Origin of the sequence: Bacillus sp. GbtcB10, from assembly GCF_019091365.1 — a bacterium.
Lineage (GTDB): Bacteria > Bacillota > Bacilli > Bacillales > Bacillaceae > Bacillus > Bacillus altitudinis.
Genome location: NZ_JAGXJP010000003.1, coordinates 801,587 through 820,393, shown reverse-complemented (window position 1 = coordinate 820,393; position 18,807 = coordinate 801,587). Strand labels below are relative to the sequence as shown.

Sequence of the window (18,807 nt, the reverse complement as noted above, 5' to 3'; positions counted from 1 at the left end):
CATTTACGAACATTATTACAAAACACTTAATATAATATTCGTTTTAAGGGTGGATTGCAACCTTTTTTCAAGGAGGAATGGAAAAATGAATTGGGAAGCAGAAGTCATACGAAAAAAAGACAATTTGATTCAGGATACACAATCTTTTTTACAAATTGAAAGTGTCTTGGATGAAGAAGGCGGCACAGCAGGAAAACCGTTCGGTGAAAAAGTGGATGAGGCTCTTCAGTATATGCTCAAAAAAGGGCAGGACGAGGGCTTCAAAGTGAAAAATGTTGATGGTTATGCTGGTCATATTGAATATGGAGAAGGCGAAGATATCGTCGGTGTGCTATGCCATGTGGATGTCGTGCCTGCGGGAGACGACTGGACAACCCCGCCATTTTCAGCGGACATAAGAGAAAATAAAATCTTTGCAAGAGGAGCCATTGATGATAAAGGGCCGACCATGGCGGCGTTTTACGCATTGAAAATGTTAAAAGATGCCGGTCTGCCGCTGTCGAAAAAGATTCGAATCATCATTGGCACAGATGAAGAAAGCGATTGGCGCTGCGTCGATCACTATTTCAAGCATGAGGCGATGCCGCAAATTGGCTTTGCACCAGATGCTGATTTTCCAATTATTCATGCTGAAAAAGGGATCATAGATGCCATCGTATCCTTTACATACGAACAATCAGAAGAAAACAAGCGTTACATCCTCAAGCAATTCACATCAGGCATGCGTCTCAATATGGTCCCAGATGAGGCTCGCGCGATTGTGGCAGCAGCAAACGATCACGATGCTGAAGCCTTAAAAACGGCTTTTGCAGCCTATCTTGCGGAAAATCAGTTAACCGGTGAGACAAACCATACAGCAGATGGACTGACATTCACATTAAAAGGTGTATCAGTTCATGCAATGGAGCCGGCGAATGGCACAAATGCGGGCATTCATATGGCGAATTTCTTATGTGCGCATGAATTAGATGAAAGAGGGCTCGCTTTTACATCACAAATTAATGCCTTATTTGATCAAGACACAAGAGGACAAAAACTCGGCATCGCTTGTAAAGATGATATTAGTGGTGACTTGACCTTGAATGTTGGCACAATCCGCTATTCGCAAAACGAAGAAGCGAAGCTTGGACTGAATGTCCGCTATCCCGTAACCGCGGACGGTGAGGAAGTCAAAAAAGGGATTGAACGAATAAAAGGGGCAACGATTGAGAAATTTGATAACAGTCCTCCTCATCATGTCTCAAAAGACCATCCACTTGTGAAAACATTACAGCGTGTCTACGAAGAACAAACAGGAGATCCTGCTCATCTTATTGCGATTGGGGGAGGAACGTATGCAAGGTCATTAGAAGCAGGCGTTGCCTTTGGCCCTCTATTCCCTGGAAGACCTGATTGCGCACACCAAAAGGATGAATATATCGAAATCGATGATTTACTACGAGCAACTGCGCTATATGCACAAGCCATGTATGAATTGGCGAAATAAAAAAGGAAAGAGAAGAGGGGATTCACCGTGAAAAAAATGTTCTTATGCTCTTCATTCAAAGACAGCTATTCTCTCTTGTCTGACTTTGCAGGCGACACCTTAAAAGGAAAAAGTGTGACATTCATTCCGGTAGCCAGTGAAGTGGAAGAAGTCACGCACTATGTCGATGCAGCAAAAGAAGCCTTTCATCAATTAGAAATGCGTGTAGAGACTGTTCAGCTGACCGGGCAAACGGTTCAGGAGATCACACAGATCATTAGGAAGAATGATGTCATGTATGTATCTGGCGGCAATACCTTTTATTTGCTGCAAGAATTAAGAAAGCCCGGGCTCGATCGTGTATTGAAAGAAGAGATCGGCAAAGGCAAGCTGTATATCGGAGAATCTGCGGGGAGTATTATCATGGCGCCAAGCATTGAATACATCTCACTGATGGATGATCAGGAGAAAGCGCTAGAATTATCTTCCTTTGAAGGATTCAATGAGATCAGCAGCTATCCGGTACCGCATATAAACAATCCTTATTTAGGTGAAGCCGCGCAGCACATCATAGAGAAAGATCAAAATACGCTCTCTTTATGCCCGCTCACTGATGAACAAGTTTTACTTGTGACAGGCGAACAGACTGAGGTCAAGATGGTCTTGTAGGAGTTGTTCATATGAAACGAAGAAAAAGGAACAGGAGCATACGCCCTGTTCCTTTTTTAATCTTGAAACACATCACTTGATAAATAACGTTCACCCGTGTCTGCTGTCATACAAATGACAATGTGATCCTTTGGCATTTGCTTGGCTGCTTCAATCGCTGCATAGCATGCCGCGCCAGATGATGGACCGACTAAAATACCTTCAAGACGGGCGAGCTTTCGTGTGATGTCGTAAGCATCTTCATCACTCACTTGCACAATCTCATCATACACCTGTTCGTTTAAAATTTGTGGGATAAATCCTGGACTTGTGCCAACAAGCTTATGTTTGCCAGGTTTCCCGCCTGATAAAACAGGAGACCCCTTTGGCTCTGCCACACGTATCGTCAATTCCGGGAATGCTTTCTTGAGTTCCTCTCCAGTGCCTGTAATGGTTCCGCCCGTTCCAGCAGTGGCGACAAAAGCGGCAAGCGGCTGTCCAATCTGTTGCACTGCATCCATAATTTCTACAGCCGTTGTCCCTCTATGAGCATCAGGGTTCGCACCATTGTCAAATTGCATGGGAATAAAGCTATTAGGAATTTGAGCAGCTAATTCTTCTGCCTTGCGAATACAGCCTGGCATTTTTTCCTCCCCCGGGGTTAAAACGACCTGTGCGCCGTATGCCTTTAAAATATTGATTCTTTCTTGGGTCATTGTATCAGGCATGATCAGAATGGCTTTGTATCCTCTTGCTGCAGCGTTCATCGCTAAGCCAATTCCTGTATTCCCGCTCGTTGGTTCAATAATCGTTGCCCCTTTTGTGAGCTTTCCTTGTTTTTCTGCCTCAAGGATCATATTGTAAGCAGCCCGATCTTTTACACTTCCGCTAGGATTAAATGATTCCAGTTTTAAATAAACAGCAGCGCCATGTTCTGGCTGAAGGCGCTGTAATTTTACAAGTGGTGTATGACCTATTAATTCAGCTATATTTTGTGCAACCTTCATCATGTGACACCCTTTCTTCTCATTCCGCATTACTTTAGTTATACTATCATCAATGGGGATTCGTAAAGTTTGTTAAAAAGGACAGGTGAAAATATGGCCGAAAGCCGTCATTATTTTATCGGGATTCCAATCCCTGAACAACTCGCGTATCAAATGAAAGCAGATATAGACAAGAGGAGCGAACTGTCCTTTCAAAAATGGACAGCACCCATTGATTATCATGTCACCCTTGTGTTTTTAGGTGCGATTCCAGAGGACCGTTTAAATAAGATTTCTGAGCTACTTGCACAGCTGTCTCATGAGGTGTCTGCTTTCCCGCTCAAGCTGAATGAAGTAGGAATATTTGGTCAAAAGGAGCGCCCGAGAGTCTTTTTTGCAAAGCCTAGTGAAAGTAAGCCTTTGATGGATCTAAGAGAAAAGGTGAAAGCAACCGTTTTGACAGCAGGTCATCCTGTCGAAAAGAGACCCTTTCATCCACACATGACGATTGCGCGCAAATGGAATAGAGAACAGTCCTATATAGAACAAGCGCCCTTACGGAAAGAACCATATTCGATGGAGGTTTCTAGTATCGCTTTATTTGAAATTCGTCTAAAAGAAACCCCACGTTATCACGCGATCAAACAATTTACATTACATAAATGATTCTAGAGGTTGGAGTGAGCAGCAGATGGCGCAAATTATTAAAATCCAAGATTATATATCACGATATGAACAAGACCCGCATCATTACATCAATCAGTTTATTCGGTTGAAAAAACAAAGATGGGACGAGTTAAAAAAGGCTTCCAAAGAGCAGGTGCAAAAGCAGGCTGACCAAGCCACCGAGCAAGCACCTGAACAAGAGGAAGAAAAGAGAAAGAAATTCTCCTTAAAAAGAAAGCAAAAAGAAGCCGATATGAAAAAGGAACGGGACCTGAGTCTTTTTAACGAGCCAACAGATATAGAACAAGGTGTCTTTACAAACGTTCCTACCGATGAAACGAAGCTGATTCACTTTTTTAAGGATCATCTTTACGATGTTCAATTAAAATGGGCCAGCTCGACGATCTCTCATATTTCAACTGTCTCCCATCACATTCGATATGATGAAAAGCTGCGGATGCTTGCAAGGCAGCTGCCAGATTCTTATTTTGTGATGTACAAGCCGGTGCTGCTCATTCAAAAAGCTGAGATGGAATTGTGTCCAGTGCTCATTACGCCGCTTGAAGTCATCTGTTTATCTTTCTTAGAAGCAGAGCCAGACAGCGTATATATTGGATCGAAGGAACGTTTTTGGGAAAAGCGGGCGACGGGAAAAGCTGTTCAATCCGTTTTAAACCCTTGTGCAAGCCTTCTGCGCTCTGGAACTGTTGTGTCAAAAATTTTACAGCAAAGTGGTGTAGAACTTCCTGTGAAAAAAATCCTCATCAGCCGCACCTCGTATATTGATTTGCCCGAAGTTCCATTCGGGATGGAGGTTGTCGATAAGAAGAAAGCGGAGGATTGGTTTGACAAGCAACGGAAAAACACCGCGCCGACAAAGCACCAGCAATTCAAAGCGACAAAGGCATTGCTTGCTTATGGTGAATCAGACAGCAAAAGAAGGCAGGAATGGCTCGATTAAAGGCATATCAAGGTCACCAAAAAATGAGACCTGAGTGGAGCTAATATATGAATGAATGGTACTTTATCGTCAATCCAGCAGCAGGACAAGGAAAAGGACTCCGCACTTGGAGAAGCATAGAGAAAGAATTACAAAAGGTAGAGATCTCCTACAGATCGTTTCTTACCCAGCATGAAGGACATGCCGAAGTTTTGGCGAGACAGATTAGCGCTATGCAAGACGACAGATTGAAACGGCTGATCGTCATTGGCGGTGACGGCACATTTCATGAAGTACTGAATGGTTTAAAAGAAATTGATCATGTGCAGCTAAGCTTTGTCCCAGCAGGTCATTGGAATGATGCTGCGAAGGGGCTGGGCATCCAGCGTCATGATGTGATCAAAGAAGTGAGAAAACAAAAGAGGATGCTGACGAAAACATTTTCTCTCGGTTCCTTTCAAGATCATGCAGAAAGTCCGCAATCTGTTCTTTTTCTCAATCATATTGGTGTTGGGTTTGATGCGCATGTCTTGAAGAGAACGGTACATTTTAGAGGGAAAAAGTGGCTCAACCGACTCAAACTCGGGTTTATCATCTACCCGCTGTCTTTTCTACATTCGTTATGGTCATTCAAACCGTTTGACCTTGCTCTTTTTATTGAAAATGAGAGAAAAGTTTTTCGCCAAGTGTGGTTTGTGATCGTATGTAATCACCCTTACTATGGGGGCGGGCTGGAAGCAGCGCCGGAAGCGAGTGCGAGGCAATCAGGATTTCAAACGCTCGTTGTCACGGATTTGAATCCATTGAAAGTTCTCTTATTTTTAAGTGCAATGGTTTTTAAAAAGCACCTTGTAATGGAAGGAGTCACCCTTTTTCAGCATGAAGAAGCCTACTTGGAGGCAGATGAAAAAATTTTATTTCACGCCGATGGAGAAGTGATTGGCGCCACTCCAGTGTTTGTTAAGGCTAGTGAGCGATCGTTAAAATTACGTGGCTAAGAAGCAGCCAGTGTGCGCACGAGCAAAAGAAACATGAAAAAAGACTTCCTTTTTCATAAGGTTCTTGTCCTGATTTTCTAGTTTTGCTTGACGAGTATAAGAAGGTAGCGATAAAATCTATAGGACGGCTATTGTTTAGCATCTCATTCTCAATAGCTGTCCTTTTTGTTTTTATGATCATATAAATAAAAAATAAACAGCCAATTGATCTCAATCGGCTGAATTTTGTCGACTAAAAAAGCATGATTTAAAATATTTTAAGAAATGATGGGTTGAAAATTGATATGAACTGGTTGGGACAAATATTAGGTAGCGAATGGCACATCTCTCCTGCTGGAGGCGCTACGGGAGATGCGTACTTCGCAACACACAATGACCAAAAGCTATTTTTAAAACGCAATACGTCACCGTTTCTTGCGGTTTTGTCAGCTGAAGGCATTGTGCCGAAGCTTGTCTGGACAAAACGGATGGAAAATGGGGATGTCATTACTGCGCAGCACTGGCTGAGCGGCAGAGAGCTGAAGCCAAAGGACATGAATGACCGTCCTGTAGCGGAGCAGCTAAGAAAAATTCATACATCAAAAGAGCTGCTCGATATGCTGAAACGATTAGAAAAGCACTCGCTTGACCCGGCATCGATCTTGATGCATCTCAAGGCATCGATCTTAAAAGAGCAGATTGACTCACATGATATCACGCGCGCCATCCAGTATTTAGAGAAACATGTGGACGCAGTTCATTTCGAGGATAAGGTCGTATGCCATTGTGACCTCAACCATAATAATTGGCTGCTGACAGATGAAAATCAGCTCTATTTAATTGATTGGGACGGGGCAATGATTGCAGATCCAGCGATTGATCTTGGACCGCTCTTATACCATTATGTTGAAGAAGAGAACTGGGAAAGCTGGCTCTCTATGTATGGTGCTCCGCTGACCGACAACTTGCGAAAACGCATGGCATGGTATGTGCTGGCTGAAACCGTCTCGTTTGTCGTTTGGCATAAAAGAAAAGGAAATGAAAAGGCGCAAAAAGAAGTGCAAGCCGAGCTACATGCACTCTTAAAACGGTTAAACATCCATTAAGACAGTGGAATGTTCTCGACCCAGTCAGATAGATGCGATTGATGCGCTTCGATATGTGCATCAATTGAACTGACAGAGGTACCTTTTTGGCTGTAATCATAAATATCGGATAGTAGCTGACGAACGTCAGCATCCAAATCTTCTTTTGCCAGCATTAATTGAATCACGCGTCCCACCTGTTCATATTCTGCAACAGTCCCGCAGCAATCCAGCTGGTGATCAGTTAAAATATCTTTGATTAATTGAAGCTGATGTTGGCGGTTTAATCCCATACGTATGCTCCTTTCAAGGCGTGTCATTTATGTGGTTAAACTGTGCATTCAGCTTTGATTTTATACATGAAGCAGACCAGCCCAATTAGCAGCTGGTCTTTTTCATATGTGCGGATAAGATGCTGTCTTGCGGCTCTTTATGTTTCATGGTATCTTGATAAAATGTAAAGAAAATAGAGGTGTATCAAATTGAGAATGCGACATAAACCGTGGGCGGATGATTATTTAGCTGAAAATGCTCATATTGCTTTAGCCAACCCTGAACAATACAAAGGGAAATGGCATGAGCTGTTTGAAAATGATCATCCAATCCATATTGAAGTCGGTACAGGAAAAGGGAGCTTTATTGCCGGAATGGGCAAGCTTCATCCTGAGATAAACTATATCGGCATTGAATTATTTAAAAGTGTCATTGTGACGGCAGTCGATAAAATCAAAGAAACAGATGTAGAAAACGTAAAGCTTCTAAACATCAACGCAGAGACACTAACAGATGTCTTTGCGGAAAATGAGATTGACCGGGTGTATTTAAACTTCTCTGATCCGTGGCCAAAATCAAGGCATGAAAAACGTAGGTTGACGTTTAAAGCCTTTTTAAAGCGATATGAACAGATCCTCCGTCCAGGCGGTGAATTACATTTCAAAACCGATAACCGCGGACTATTTGAATATTCCTTGAAAAGCTTTTCGTCTTACGGACTCCTTTTAACGTATGTGAGCCTTGATTTACATGAGGATGGTCTCGAAGGAAATGTCATGACAGAATATGAAGAGAAATTCTCTTCCATGGGACAACCGATCTATCGATCAGAAGTAAAATTCCCTGAATAACAAGCGAACAAAGCTGGCTGCAACGAACGATTGCGGTCAGCTTTTTTTTGATAAAAAGATTAGCACATGCGATTTTTCTTTGTATTTGCTACGATAGAAAAAGGAGGGATGACAGCAATGGAGACAATGAAAATAGGCGAAATGGAACTGTTCTGGTTAAATGGGGGAGATACACACATGGATGGCGGTGCCATGTTTGGCGTGGTGCCAAAGCCATTATGGTCAAAAAAATACCCTGTGAATGATCGAAATCAAATTGAATTACGGTGTGATCCAATGCTCATACGGTGGAACGGTCTTCATCTGTTAGTAGATTCCGGCATCGGGTCAGGGAAGCTGACAGAGAAACAAAAACGCAATTATGGCGTCACAGAGGAAACGAAAATAGAAGAATCACTTGCGGCTCTCGGTTTGCGCCCATCTGATATAGATTACGTCTTAATGACTCATTTGCATTTTGATCATGCAAGCGGGCTGACAAAACGTGAAGGCGATGAGCTCGTGTCTGTTTTTCAACAGGCAAAAATCATCACGTCCAAAATTGAATGGGACGAAATGAGAGCGCCGAACATCCGCTCAAGAAATACATATTGGAAAGAAAACTGGGAGCCTGTTGCCGATCAAGTCATGACATTTGAAGATAGCATTGAAGTAACAGAAGGCATTCGCCTGCATCATACAGGTGGACATAGCGATGGGCATAGCATCTTAACGCTCACAAGTCAGGGAGAAACAGCTATTCATTTAGCGGATATCATGCCGACACACGCTCATAAAAACCCGCTATGGGTCTTGGCCTACGATGATTATCCAATGACCTCGATCCCAGCGAAGCAAAAATGGCAGGCATTTGCCGAAGAAAACAATGCATGGTACTTGTTTTATCATGATGCCATCTACCGTGCTGTAAAGTGGGATGAAGACGGGGCAATGACCCATGAGGTCAAAAGAGAAACCGGAAGATAAAAGATCATCTGTATGTTTTTTCGCTTTTCACACAAAATAACGACAAAATGAACTTGTGAAAGGAAGAGTGCAGGTGAATCAATTTTATCGTGTACATGGTGATGTCATCGAGACACCGTTAAGAGGGATCGAAGTCATGTCTGTCCCTTATTTAAACAAAGGAGTCGCATTTACAAAGGAAGAGCGGGAAGAGCTTGGGTTAAAAGGATTTCTGCCGCCGAAGGTGTTAACACTAGAAGATCAAGCAAAGCGTGCATATGAACAGTTCAAAGCACAGCCAGATGCACTTGGGAAAAATGTCTATTTAACTGCGCTTCATGACAGAAATGAAGTGCTCTTTTATAAATTATTAAATGAGCATTTGGCAGAAATGCTGCCGATTGTTTACACACCGACCGTAGGAACAGCGATTCAGCGTTACAGCCACGAGTATAGAAAGCCAAGAGGAATTTATTTATCCATTGATGACCTAGAAGGAATGGAAGAAATTTTTGCATCTTACGGAGTGGATGAATCAATTGATCTCATTGTCGCAACAGATGCAGAAGGAATTTTAGGCATCGGTGACTGGGGTGTTGGCGGAATCGCCATTTCAGTCGGAAAACTGGCTGTTTATACAGCTGCAGCAGGTATTGATCCTAGCCGTGTGCTGGCAGTGGTGCTTGATGCTGGGACCAACCAGGAAAGCCTTTTAAATGATCCGCTTTATGTGGGAAATCAGCACTCCCGCGTTCGAGGAGAGCGCTATGATCAGTTTATTGATCAATATGTTGAGCTTGCCCGTGCGACTTTTCCAAATGCACTTCTTCACTGGGAAGACTTCGGTACAAAAAATGCGCGCGCCATTTTGGAAAAATATAAGGACCGTATTTGTACATTTAATGATGATATTCAAGGAACTGGAGCCGTCTCACTTGCTGCCGTTCTTGCTTGTGCAAAAGCATCGAAGGTTCCGCTGAAAGATCACCGAATCGTGATCTTTGGAGCAGGTACAGCAGGGATTGGTATAGCCGAGCAAATTCGTGATGCCATCGTGCGAGATGGTGTCAAAGAAGAGGAATCATATGATCATTTCTGGTGTATTGATAAAACGGGACTGCTCACAGATGATTCACCTGACATTCAGCCATTCCAAAAGCCGTATGCAAGACGTTCTGATGAAGTGAAGGATTATGCACGTAATGGTCCAAAGCATTCAATTGATTTGTTAGAGGTCGTGAAGCAGGCGAAACCTACGATCTTAATTGGTACCTCAACTGTAGGTGGGGCATTTACAGAGGAAATAGTGAAAGAAATGGCGTCACATGTAGAGCGGCCAGCGATTTTACCGATGTCAAACCCGACACCTCTTTCAGAGGCAAAGCCGGAAGATCTCATTGAGTGGACAGAAGGACGTGCGCTTGTCACAACGGGAAGTCCGTTTGATCCAGTTGAATATGGTGGTGTGACATATGAAATTGGGCAGGCAAATAATGCCCTTGTGTTTCCAGGGCTTGGCCTTGGAACGATTGTGTGTAAAGCCCGCCTCATGACAGACAGCATGTTTGTTGCGAGTGCTGAAGCGATTGCGAGCATGGTCAATGTCGGAAAACCGGGTGCTGCGATGCTTCCAAGTGTTGATCAGCTCAGAACGGTTTCAGCGACAGTGGCTGTCCGTGTGGCACAAGCAGCGATTGACGAAGGAATTGCGGAAGAAACCCCTGATGATCTCATTCAGGCTGTGCAAGACGCCATGTGGCACCCTGTATACAAAAAAATCAAAGCCATCTAAAAAAAGCTTCGCAAGGACTTGTCTTTGCGAAGCTTTCTTATTAAGCAACAGAATCAATGACATCAACGATCATGCCTGTTTTTGCATCAATCATGACTTCATACTGTTCCAGCTCGCCAAAGGCGGAGCGTGTAATGCCAGATTTGTACACATCAATCGTTTCACCATTTACGGTATACGGTTCTGGTACAGTATAAATCCAAGAGCCATCAATCGGGCCGCGCTGTTTAAAAGCGGATTTCACAATTTTTAACGCTTTTTCAGACGAGATATACGTCGGGAAAAAGACTTTCTTTGCAACAATTGCAGCGGCTACGCCAATACTCGCACCAATCAGAACATGTTTTAACTTCAACGTGCTGCACCTCCGTATTGCTGTTTTTTCCATTATACAAAACTTGTCCAGCGATGTTAAGAAATCCGAATACTTGAAAGCATATTCAAAATTTCTGGAGAGATACTTGGAAAACCGAAAGAATTCTTATAGTATAAAGTGAGTGTTATTTTTATAGGAATTTATATGGTCATTACATAGAAATGAGGGTAACTGTCAAATGAACGAAGAAACAATGTCGATTTTCCGAAATTTAACAGAATTACAAGGGACTCCAGGTAATGAGCACCATGTGCGTGCTTTTATGAAAAAGGAACTTGAGAAATATTCCGATGAACTCATACAGGATCGTCTTGGCGGAGTGTTTGGTGTCCGCAAAGGCCCAGAGAACGCGCCGAAGATTATGGTGGCTGGTCATATGGATGAAGTCGGCTTTATGGTGTCATCCATTACGAAAAATGGAATGATTCGTTTTCAAACACTTGGCGGCTGGTGGAGTCAAGTGATGCTTGCGCAGCGTGTGGATGTTCATACGGATCACGGGCCAATTCCGGGCGTTGTATCGAGCACACCTCCTCATCTTCTGACACCAGAACAAAAAAGCAAACCAGTAAAACCGTCAGATATGCTGATTGATATTGGTGCAGACAGTGAAGAAGAAGCGAAAGAGCTTGGCGTTCGCCCAGGGCAGCAAATCGTTCCTGCAACGGTCTTTACCCCAATGGCCAATCCGAAAAAGATTTTAGCCAAAGCTTGGGATAACCGCTATGGGTGCGGACTTGCCATTGAATTATTGAAAGAATTAAAAGACGAAGCTCTTTCATGTCAGCTATATTCAGGCGCAACCGTCCAAGAGGAAGTAGGGCTCAGAGGGGCTGAGGTAGCTGCGAATATGATTAAACCGGATCTGTTCTTTGCTCTAGATGCGAGTCCTGCAAATGATGTGACGGGAGACAAATCACAATTTGGCCAGCTTGGAAAAGGTGCACTTCTTCGTATTTATGATCGCACGATGATTACGCACCGAGGCATGAGAGAATTTGTCCTCGATACAGCCGAAACAAACAATATTCCATATCAATATTTCGTATCGCCAGGCGGTACGGATGCTGGACGTGTTCATATCTCAAATCAAGGTGTACCATCTGCTGTTATTGGTGTATGTGCGCGTTACATTCATACAAGTCACTCTGTCTTGCATGTGGATGATTATGCAGCGGCAAAAGAATTAATTGTTCGTCTTGTGAAAAATTGTGATCAAAGCACGGTGGATTCGATTTATCAACAAGTGTAAACGATAAGAAAAAGGCTGCCTCATTAAGAGCACAGCCTTTTTCTTATTCCTGTTCAAACACGTATGACAACGCCTTAATCGCTTGATTCACTGTTTCGACAGTGATATTTGCTTTGTTTGATAATTCCTTTAGGGGATGATGTAATTCTTTAGGACGAATCAAAATAAGGGGTTTCCCTTTGGCGATGGCAGAAGAAGCATCCATTGCCGTGTTCCACTGTTTATATTTCTCACCAAAGCGGGCGATGACAACGTCTGCCTTATTTAATAATAGTTCGGTGCGGAAATTGTTCAAATCAGAAGCCGCATCGTCTTTCAAGATGGCATTTGGCTGCCCGCCTAAAATATCTTCTCCGATGTTATCTGATCGGTCATGATTCTCCATTGGACCAACAAACGTTACTGGTAGTTTCAACGACTGGCTTTTTTCCTTAATTTCATCGCGCCACTGGCTATGAATTTCTCCAGCTAAATAAACCGTTAATTGCATAACAATCTCCTCCTTGTGCACAAACTTAGTAAAGGTTTGCCCTGTTTCTTTTCATGTTACACAAGAAGTGCTTGATAAAGCAAAAAAAATATGATTATGATATTCATGGTAGAGACTATTTTTCATCGTAAGAAGACTACATATAATGGGAAGGACAGGCCTCTTCGTCTTTCCTATGAGAAAGCAGGAAGACGACGTTGATGACTTATTTAAAAAGAAAGGGTATTTCCCTTTCGCCAAAGGTGTATTTTATTGATGCACTCTCTTATATGGCTTTAGGTCTATTTGCTACATTAGTGGTAGGGCTGATTTTAAAAACAGCAGGCGGCCTGTTATCATTTCCTCTCATCGTGGAAATGGGAACGCTCGCTATGGGGCTGATGGGACCAGCAATTGGCGTAGCGGTTGCTTATCGCTTAAACGCTTCTCCTTTAATTATTTTCGCAAGTGTTGTGTCAGGTGCCGCTGGAGCAGAGCTTGGGGGACCTGCTGGAAGCTTCGTGGCTGCTCTCATTGGTGTGGAATTAGGCAAACTGATCAGTGGTGAGACAAGAATTGATATTATTTTAACGCCGCTTGTGACCATTATCACAGGTTTTCTCACTGCTGCTTTCATCGGCCCTGGGATTCAGGCGGTGATGACAGGGCTCGGCAGGCTGATCGTATGGGGGACTGATCAAAGTCCACTCATCATGGGCATGCTGGTTGCAACCATTGTTGGACTTTCTCTTAGCTCACCGATTTCAAGCGCTGCGCTTGCGCTGATGCTTGATTTAAGCGGTCTTGCTGCTGGTGCGGCAACGATTGGCTGCTGTGCGCAGATGGTCGGCTTTGCTGCTGCAGGATTTAGAGAAAATCGTTTTGGCGGTCTTGCTGCGGTAGGCATTGGAACATCAAAACTACAGCTGCCGAACATTGTGAAAAATCCACTCATTCTCATTCCGCCGACGATTGCAGGACTGATTCTTGCGCCAATTGGTATCATTGGCTTTGGGATGGTCAATAATGCGGCAGGAGCGGGTATGGGAACGAGCGGACTTGTCGGCCAGCTCATGACTCTCACAGTCATGGGATTTCATCCTTCCGTTTTCCTCGCTATTGCTCTCTTGCATATCGTTGGCCCGGCAGTGATTAGTTTGGTAGTATCAGAATGGATGAGAAAGAAAGGCTATATACAATTCGGAGATTTAAGTATACAAACTGGAGGAATCAAACATGAAAAAAATTGAATCAAACGAAGAATTACAAAAAGTGATTCAAGAAGACTTAACAGTATTACTATTTTCAGCTGACTGGTGCCCGGACTGCACATTTATTGAGCCGTTTTTGCCAGAGCTTGAAGCAAACTATCCAGAATTTGAATACTTCTATGTGGATAGAGATCAGTTCATCGACACTTGTGCAGAGTGGGAAATTTACGGAATTCCAAGCTTTTTAGTCTTTAAAAACGGACAAGAGATCAACCGTTTTGTCAGCAAAGATCGTAAGACAAAGGAAGAGATTGAAGCATTTTTAACAGATTCTCTTTCTAAATAACGAAAGGAGAGTCTTATTATGGCGAAAATGACATCAAGACAGCTTGCCAATCAATTGAAAAGCCGTCTGACGAACGACAGCTGGACCCACCAGTTTGACAGGGAAAAAGATACGCTTCGTGTAGAAGATAAACATACAGGAAAGGGTATCACGCTTGAGCTCCCGCCGATTATTGCAAAGTGGGAAGTAAAGCCTGATGAAACACTGGATGAGATCGTTTATTATGTGAAAGAAGCGCTCAGCGTTATGAAAGGTGAAGCGCAGCACATCTCAGGTAAAGAGAAGCACATTTATCCGGTCATTCGTTCAACGTCCTTTCCAGAAACATCGAGTGATGAGATTCCGCTCGTTTTTGATGAGCATACAGCAGAGACAAGAATCTACTATGCACTTGACCTTGGAAGCACCTACAGATTAATTGACGAGAAGATGCTGCAAAAGGAAAACTGGACAAAAGAACGAATCAGAGAAACCGCAAGTTTTAACGTCCGTTCACTAAAGACTGTCGTGAAGATGGATGAAGTGGCGGGCAACCGTTTTTATTTCTTCCGTGCAAACGACGGGTACGATGCAAGCAGAATATTAAATGAATCGATTTTACAAGAATACGCGCAAAAAGTAGAGGGACAAATGGCTATTTCCGTTCCCCATCAAGATGTGTTCATCATTGCAGATGTACGCAATGAATCAGGCTATGATATTTTAGGGCAAATGTCGATGAGCTTCTTCGCCAGCGGCACGGTTCCGATTACGGCCTTGTCATTTTTATATGACGAAGGCAAGCTTGAACCGATCTTTATTCTTGCAAAAAGTAGACCAAAACAGCAGTAGAAGGGAATTTTGAAGAATGAACGTTTTTTATAATGCAGAAGGTGTCGGCGACACACTCCTTATTTCATTGAAAGATGTAACAAGAGAAGAAGTAGGTCATGAAACGTTTGGAGATGTCGTAAGAATCTTCAATCAAGACACAAAAGAAACAACAGGTTTTAATATTTTCAATGCATCTACTTACATGAAAATTGAAGAAAACGGATCTGTACCGCTTTCTGAAACGCTTGTTCAAGATATCAATGAAATTTTGAACCGCAACGGTGTCAGTGAAACATTAACAGTTGATCTATCTCCTAAGTTTGTGGTCGGTTATGTGAAGGAAAAAGAAAAACATCCGAATGCAGATAAACTGAACATTTGCCAAGTAGATGTTGGCGATGAAACCTTACAAATCGTGTGCGGTGCACCAAACGTTGATCAAGGTCAATATGTTGTGGTTGCAAAGGTCGGTGCTGTGATGCCGAGCGGTTTGGTGATCAAAGATGCTGAACTAAGAGGTGTTCCTTCAAGCGGAATGATTTGTTCTGCAAAAGAATTAGATCTTCCGAATGCGCCTGCTGAAAAAGGAATCCTTGTTCTAGAAGGAAGCCACCAAGCTGGCGAACCATTTGAAGCGTAACCTCCCATAAACGGGTACAAATGAGCGAAGAATGTGTTATACCAAAAGTCACTAAGTACGTACTTAGTGACTTTTTTTCATCTACAGACAGCATGAACAGCAAAGTGTAGCACTTTTCTCGCTTTTCTGCATGAAAAAGCAATGGTATACTAAAAATCGCCCAAGAAAACGTAAGGGGAGTTAAAGTGAGTGATAAATGATGAGTTGGTTAGATAAATTTTTTAGTGTATTTTTAGGAGAAGAAAAAAAAGAAGAAAAAGCTGAGAGGCCTGAAACAGGTCCGATTGCACCAAAGCAGCCAGCTGTTGAACAGCATAAAGAATATAAAAAAGTTGAAGATACGAAAGTGTATTATGAATATCCAAAAGGCAATTTCCGCTTTCCTCTCGTTCCAGATGAACCTGCACGTGAGGCAGCAAAGCAGCAAGAAAGAAGGCGCACGCGGCCAAGTCAGCCAAAGGCAAAGCAGACGACCTATCAGCCAAAACAAACGGTGCAGCCTGATCTCAATAAAAAGCCTTTTAAACCAGAGCAAATCCCTTCACCCATCTATGGCTACCACCAGGATATGCGTCCAAAACATGCAGCAGCCAAAGAAGACACATCTTCTGTCAAAATGAAATCGGCAGAAGAAACGTCACAGCGTGTCACACTGTTATCAGAAGAAGCAGAGCGTGAACGGAATGTAAGACAGCAAATGAACATCCCGTCTATACGAAAAGAACAACGTATGGAAGACATGATGTCAGCCCAAACAGCAGAACAAGTAGAGAAGCAACCTGTCACGACCCCGCTTACTTTGCAAGAGGAACTCGCTTATCAAGATCACGTTCAATCAACGATGGAACGTTTATATGACGAGCCTTTCAGTGAGACAGAGGATCAAGATCAAGCTTTGTCACAGACCAAAGACGATCGGGAAGCATTCTTACATATGGAGCAAGCTGAAGCATCTAACGAGCCTCTAGAGATGGAGCAAGAACAGACAGTCACCATTGAACAAGAAGAGCCGATGATTCCGCTTGAAGATGATGCTCAGAAAAAAGAGAGCTTTACATTTGAAACAGCTGAAAGCCCATCACCAGCACTCGACATGGAGATAGAAAGCCCAGTAGAAGAAACTGCGATGCTGGAAGAGAAGAACATAGAGGCTATGGAGGAAAGAGCAGAGGCTGCACGGATAGAAGAAAGTCAAGTAGACGTGTCAGCGGTAGCATTTGAACAAGAAGAACCGGTGATCATACAAGATTCGCAAGATGATGATTCCCTGCCGGAAGAAAAATTAACAGATGATGAAGTCATGCCAGTTGAAGAAGCATCAGATGAATTTGCTGACTCTGGACAAGCAGAGATCGCCGGGGATATGGCAGAAGAGCTTGAGGAAACACCTGAAGAAACGCCTGAAATAAAACGTGAAGAACCAAAACCGTCTTCTCCACAGCCAAAGCGCTCAAGCGGTCAAACCTCCACCGTTCCTTTTAACGTCATGATGTTAAAAAGTGATCAGCGCGTGCAAGGACAGAAGAAAACGGCAGATGCACAAGGATATGTATTTCCGAGTTTAGCTCTTCTAGACGTTCCGCCAGCACAAAAAGAAGAGGACGGAACATGGGTGAAAGAACGGGCAGAACTGCTCAATGCCACACTGAAAAATTTCAATGTCAGAGCAAGTGTTGTTCATGTGACACAAGGTCCTTCTGTTACAAGATTTGAAGTGCATCCTGAACCAGGCGTGAAAGTGAACAAAATTACAAACCTGTCAGATGATATCAAACTCAGTTTGTCTGCAAAAGATATTCGCATCGAAGCGCCGATTCCTGGGAAGAACACGATTGGAATCGAAGTGCCGAACCTTCACAGCAAAATGGTTTTCTTAAGAGAAATGATCAGAAGCAGTGCTTTTAGAGACAACCCATCTCCATTAACGGCGGCACTCGGATTGGATATTTCCGGTCAGCCCGTTGTGGTTGATTTGCAAAAAATGCCGCACGGCTTAATTGCCGGAGCAACAGGTTCAGGGAAAAGTGTCTGTATTAATACCATTCTCGTGAGCCTGATGTTTAAAGCCTCACCTGATGAAGTGAAAATGCTGTTAATCGACCCTAAAATGGTCGAACTGGCACCGTATAATCACATTCCGCATCTTGTGAGCCCAGTCATTACCGATGCCAAGACAGCGACAGCCGCCTTGAAATGGGTAGTAGATGAAATGGAAAGACGCTACGAACTGTTTGCACACTCTGGTGTGAGAGAAATCAAACGATTTAACGAACTGGTGAAAGAAAAACAAATGGGTGAAAAACTGCCATATCTCGTCGTTGTCATTGATGAGCTGGCTGATTTAATGATGGTCGCACCAAATGAAGTCGAAGAAAGCATTTGCCGAATTGCCCAAAAAGCAAGAGCATGCGGGATTCACTTACTCATTGCGACGCAAAGACCTTCTGTTGATGTCATTACAGGCCTCATTAAAGCAAACATCCCAACAAGAATTGCTTTCTCTGTTTCAAGCCAAGTGGATTCAAGAACCATCATTGATATGGCAGGTGCTGAAAAGCTTCTCGGAAAAGGAGACATGCTGTTCTTAGAAAATGGCTCTGGCAAACCGACAAGACTACAAGGGAACTTTGTATCAGATCGAGAGATTGATGAAGTGGTAGCGCATGTGAGAAAACAGCGCAAACCTGTGTTCCTTTTTGAACAGGAAGAATTGATGCTCCAAGGCTCTGCTATTACAGACGAAGATGAATTGTTTATGGACGCATGCAGGTTCGCCATCGAGCAAAATAGTGCAAGTACATCCAGTTTGCAAAGAAGATTTAGAATTGGCTACAATCGAGCAGCGAGATTGATTGATATGATGGAACGTGAAGGAATGATCTCTGGGGCAAAAGGTAGTAAGCCAAGAGAGGTCCTCATGACACTGAGTGACTTAGAACAATTGATCTAAACAAACCACTTCATTTTTTTGATAAACATGGTATGATAGCACATAGGTGCAATTTTTGAATTGGACGCTTTTCGCATGCCTGTCTGAACGCTTTTTAATGAAAATGAGCGAAAGCAGGTGTT

Annotated in this window: 19 protein-coding genes; 15 read left to right on the top strand and 4 right to left on the bottom strand. The window is 43.2% G+C overall.

The window, feature by feature from the left end; all coding sequences use genetic code 11:
* The first annotated feature begins 85 nt into the window (after positions 1 to 85).
* Both pepV and KVT11_RS14385 read left to right on the top strand, forming a co-directional pair.
* Positions 86 to 1,486 (top strand): dipeptidase PepV, encoded by a 1,401-nt coding sequence (gene pepV, locus KVT11_RS14390; RefSeq protein ID WP_017358328.1) that lies wholly within the window; start codon positions 86 to 88, stop codon positions 1,484 to 1,486.
* 27 nt (positions 1,487 to 1,513) lie between these two features.
* On the top strand, positions 1,514 to 2,134 hold the full coding sequence (locus tag KVT11_RS14385) for a Type 1 glutamine amidotransferase-like domain-containing protein (protein WP_048002547.1): 621 nt from the start codon (positions 1,514 to 1,516) through the stop codon (positions 2,132 to 2,134).
* Between the two features lie 56 nt (positions 2,135 to 2,190).
* Here the strand turns inward: KVT11_RS14385 and cysK are convergent, their stop codons facing one another.
* Positions 2,191 to 3,120, bottom strand: coding sequence for a cysteine synthase A (cysK, locus tag KVT11_RS14380; protein ID WP_076822452.1), 930 nt, complete (start codon positions 3,118 to 3,120; stop codon positions 2,191 to 2,193).
* 93 nt (positions 3,121 to 3,213) lie between these two features.
* On the opposite strand from cysK, the gene thpR reads away from it, so the two are divergent.
* The 4 genes from thpR (at position 3,214) to KVT11_RS14360 (ending at position 6,788) form a co-directional block, all read left to right on the top strand.
* On the top strand, positions 3,214 to 3,765 hold the full coding sequence (gene thpR / locus KVT11_RS14375) for an RNA 2',3'-cyclic phosphodiesterase (RefSeq protein WP_025207818.1): 552 nt from the start codon (positions 3,214 to 3,216) through the stop codon (positions 3,763 to 3,765).
* A 25-nt stretch (positions 3,766 to 3,790) separates the two neighbouring features.
* A complete protein-coding gene (locus KVT11_RS14370) occupies positions 3,791 to 4,726 on the top strand; it encodes a hypothetical protein (RefSeq protein ID WP_017367870.1) in 936 nt (311 codons plus the stop codon).
* A gap of 47 nt (positions 4,727 to 4,773) precedes the next feature.
* Positions 4,774 to 5,703, top strand: coding sequence for a YegS/Rv2252/BmrU family lipid kinase (locus KVT11_RS14365; protein WP_017367869.1), 930 nt, complete (start codon positions 4,774 to 4,776; stop codon positions 5,701 to 5,703).
* Positions 5,704 to 5,987: 284 nt separating this feature from the next.
* Entirely contained in the window at positions 5,988 to 6,788 is an 801-nt protein-coding gene (locus tag KVT11_RS14360) for a phosphotransferase family protein (RefSeq protein WP_026050132.1), read from the top strand.
* On the opposite strand, the gene KVT11_RS14355 is transcribed toward KVT11_RS14360, so the two are convergent.
* Entirely contained in the window at positions 6,785 to 7,060 is a 276-nt protein-coding gene (locus KVT11_RS14355) for a YtzH-like family protein (RefSeq protein ID WP_019743713.1), read from the bottom strand. The genes KVT11_RS14360 and KVT11_RS14355 overlap by 4 nt on opposite strands.
* Positions 7,061 to 7,249: 189 nt before the next feature.
* Between KVT11_RS14355 and trmB the strand changes: the two genes are divergently transcribed.
* From trmB to KVT11_RS14340, 3 genes are all read left to right on the top strand, one after another.
* On the top strand, positions 7,250 to 7,891 hold the full coding sequence (gene trmB / locus KVT11_RS14350; protein ID WP_007501825.1) for a tRNA (guanosine(46)-N7)-methyltransferase TrmB: 642 nt from the start codon (positions 7,250 to 7,252) through the stop codon (positions 7,889 to 7,891).
* Positions 7,892 to 8,008: 117 nt separating this feature from the next.
* Entirely contained in the window at positions 8,009 to 8,857 is an 849-nt protein-coding gene (locus KVT11_RS14345) for a YtnP family quorum-quenching lactonase (protein WP_008343041.1), read from the top strand.
* A gap of 73 nt (positions 8,858 to 8,930) precedes the next feature.
* Positions 8,931 to 10,628, top strand: a complete 1,698-nt coding sequence (locus tag KVT11_RS14340; RefSeq protein ID WP_035391093.1) for an NAD-dependent malic enzyme — start codon at positions 8,931 to 8,933, stop codon at positions 10,626 to 10,628.
* A gap of 40 nt (positions 10,629 to 10,668) precedes the next feature.
* Here the strand turns inward: KVT11_RS14340 and KVT11_RS14335 are convergent, their stop codons facing one another.
* Positions 10,669 to 10,983, bottom strand: coding sequence for a PepSY domain-containing protein (locus KVT11_RS14335; protein WP_003217759.1), 315 nt, complete (start codon positions 10,981 to 10,983; stop codon positions 10,669 to 10,671).
* 199 nt (positions 10,984 to 11,182) lie between these two features.
* On the opposite strand from KVT11_RS14335, the gene KVT11_RS14330 reads away from it, so the two are divergent.
* Complete coding sequence (locus KVT11_RS14330) at positions 11,183 to 12,256, top strand: M42 family metallopeptidase (protein ID WP_065460896.1); 1,074 nt, start codon at positions 11,183 to 11,185, stop codon at positions 12,254 to 12,256.
* A 43-nt stretch (positions 12,257 to 12,299) separates the two neighbouring features.
* Here KVT11_RS14330 and KVT11_RS14325 read toward each other — a convergent pair whose 3' ends face one another.
* Positions 12,300 to 12,746, bottom strand: coding sequence for a YtoQ family protein (locus tag KVT11_RS14325; RefSeq protein WP_007501817.1), 447 nt, complete (start codon positions 12,744 to 12,746; stop codon positions 12,300 to 12,302).
* 200 nt (positions 12,747 to 12,946) lie between these two features.
* Between KVT11_RS14325 and KVT11_RS14320 the strand changes: the two genes are divergently transcribed.
* The 5 genes from KVT11_RS14320 to KVT11_RS14300 all read left to right on the top strand — a co-directional run bounded on the left by KVT11_RS14320 (position 12,947) and on the right by KVT11_RS14300 (position 18,685).
* Positions 12,947 to 13,975, top strand: a complete 1,029-nt coding sequence (locus KVT11_RS14320; RefSeq protein WP_017367866.1) for a PTS sugar transporter subunit IIC — start codon at positions 12,947 to 12,949, stop codon at positions 13,973 to 13,975.
* Positions 13,962 to 14,282 (top strand): thioredoxin family protein, encoded by a 321-nt coding sequence (locus KVT11_RS14315; RefSeq protein ID WP_003217665.1) that lies wholly within the window; start codon positions 13,962 to 13,964, stop codon positions 14,280 to 14,282. Before KVT11_RS14320 ends, KVT11_RS14315 begins: the two co-directional genes overlap by 14 nt.
* A gap of 18 nt (positions 14,283 to 14,300) precedes the next feature.
* Positions 14,301 to 15,113, top strand: a complete 813-nt coding sequence (locus KVT11_RS14310; protein ID WP_217609016.1) for a DUF1444 domain-containing protein — start codon at positions 14,301 to 14,303, stop codon at positions 15,111 to 15,113.
* 16 nt (positions 15,114 to 15,129) lie between these two features.
* On the top strand, positions 15,130 to 15,735 hold the full coding sequence (gene ytpR, locus KVT11_RS14305) for a YtpR family tRNA-binding protein (RefSeq protein WP_035702057.1): 606 nt from the start codon (positions 15,130 to 15,132) through the stop codon (positions 15,733 to 15,735).
* A gap of 196 nt (positions 15,736 to 15,931) precedes the next feature.
* Entirely contained in the window at positions 15,932 to 18,685 is a 2,754-nt protein-coding gene (locus KVT11_RS14300; protein ID WP_282598420.1) for a DNA translocase FtsK, read from the top strand.
* The last annotated feature ends 122 nt before the right edge of the window (positions 18,686 to 18,807 follow it).

Coding starts and splice junctions, on each gene's coding strand:
- KVT11_RS14300 (WP_282598420.1), top strand. CDS start 15,932: ATGATGAGTTGGTTAGATAAATTTTTTAGTGTATTTTTAGGAGAAGAA.
- pepV (WP_017358328.1), top strand. CDS start 86: ATGAATTGGGAAGCAGAAGTCATACGAAAAAAAGACAATTTGATTCAG.
- ytpR (WP_035702057.1), top strand. CDS start 15,130: ATGAACGTTTTTTATAATGCAGAAGGTGTCGGCGACACACTCCTTATT.
- KVT11_RS14360 (WP_026050132.1), top strand. CDS start 5,988: ATGAACTGGTTGGGACAAATATTAGGTAGCGAATGGCACATCTCTCCT.
- KVT11_RS14355 (WP_019743713.1), bottom strand. CDS start 7,060: ATGGGATTAAACCGCCAACATCAGCTTCAATTAATCAAAGATATTTTA.
- cysK (WP_076822452.1), bottom strand. CDS start 3,120: ATGAAGGTTGCACAAAATATAGCTGAATTAATAGGTCATACACCACTT.
- KVT11_RS14330 (WP_065460896.1), top strand. CDS start 11,183: ATGAACGAAGAAACAATGTCGATTTTCCGAAATTTAACAGAATTACAA.
- thpR (WP_025207818.1), top strand. CDS start 3,214: ATGGCCGAAAGCCGTCATTATTTTATCGGGATTCCAATCCCTGAACAA.
- KVT11_RS14310 (WP_217609016.1), top strand. CDS start 14,301: ATGGCGAAAATGACATCAAGACAGCTTGCCAATCAATTGAAAAGCCGT.
- KVT11_RS14325 (WP_007501817.1), bottom strand. CDS start 12,746: ATGCAATTAACGGTTTATTTAGCTGGAGAAATTCATAGCCAGTGGCGC.
- KVT11_RS14365 (WP_017367869.1), top strand. CDS start 4,774: ATGAATGAATGGTACTTTATCGTCAATCCAGCAGCAGGACAAGGAAAA.
- KVT11_RS14315 (WP_003217665.1), top strand. CDS start 13,962: ATGAAAAAAATTGAATCAAACGAAGAATTACAAAAAGTGATTCAAGAA.
- KVT11_RS14320 (WP_017367866.1), top strand. CDS start 12,947: ATGACTTATTTAAAAAGAAAGGGTATTTCCCTTTCGCCAAAGGTGTAT.
- KVT11_RS14370 (WP_017367870.1), top strand. CDS start 3,791: ATGGCGCAAATTATTAAAATCCAAGATTATATATCACGATATGAACAA.
- KVT11_RS14345 (WP_008343041.1), top strand. CDS start 8,009: ATGGAGACAATGAAAATAGGCGAAATGGAACTGTTCTGGTTAAATGGG.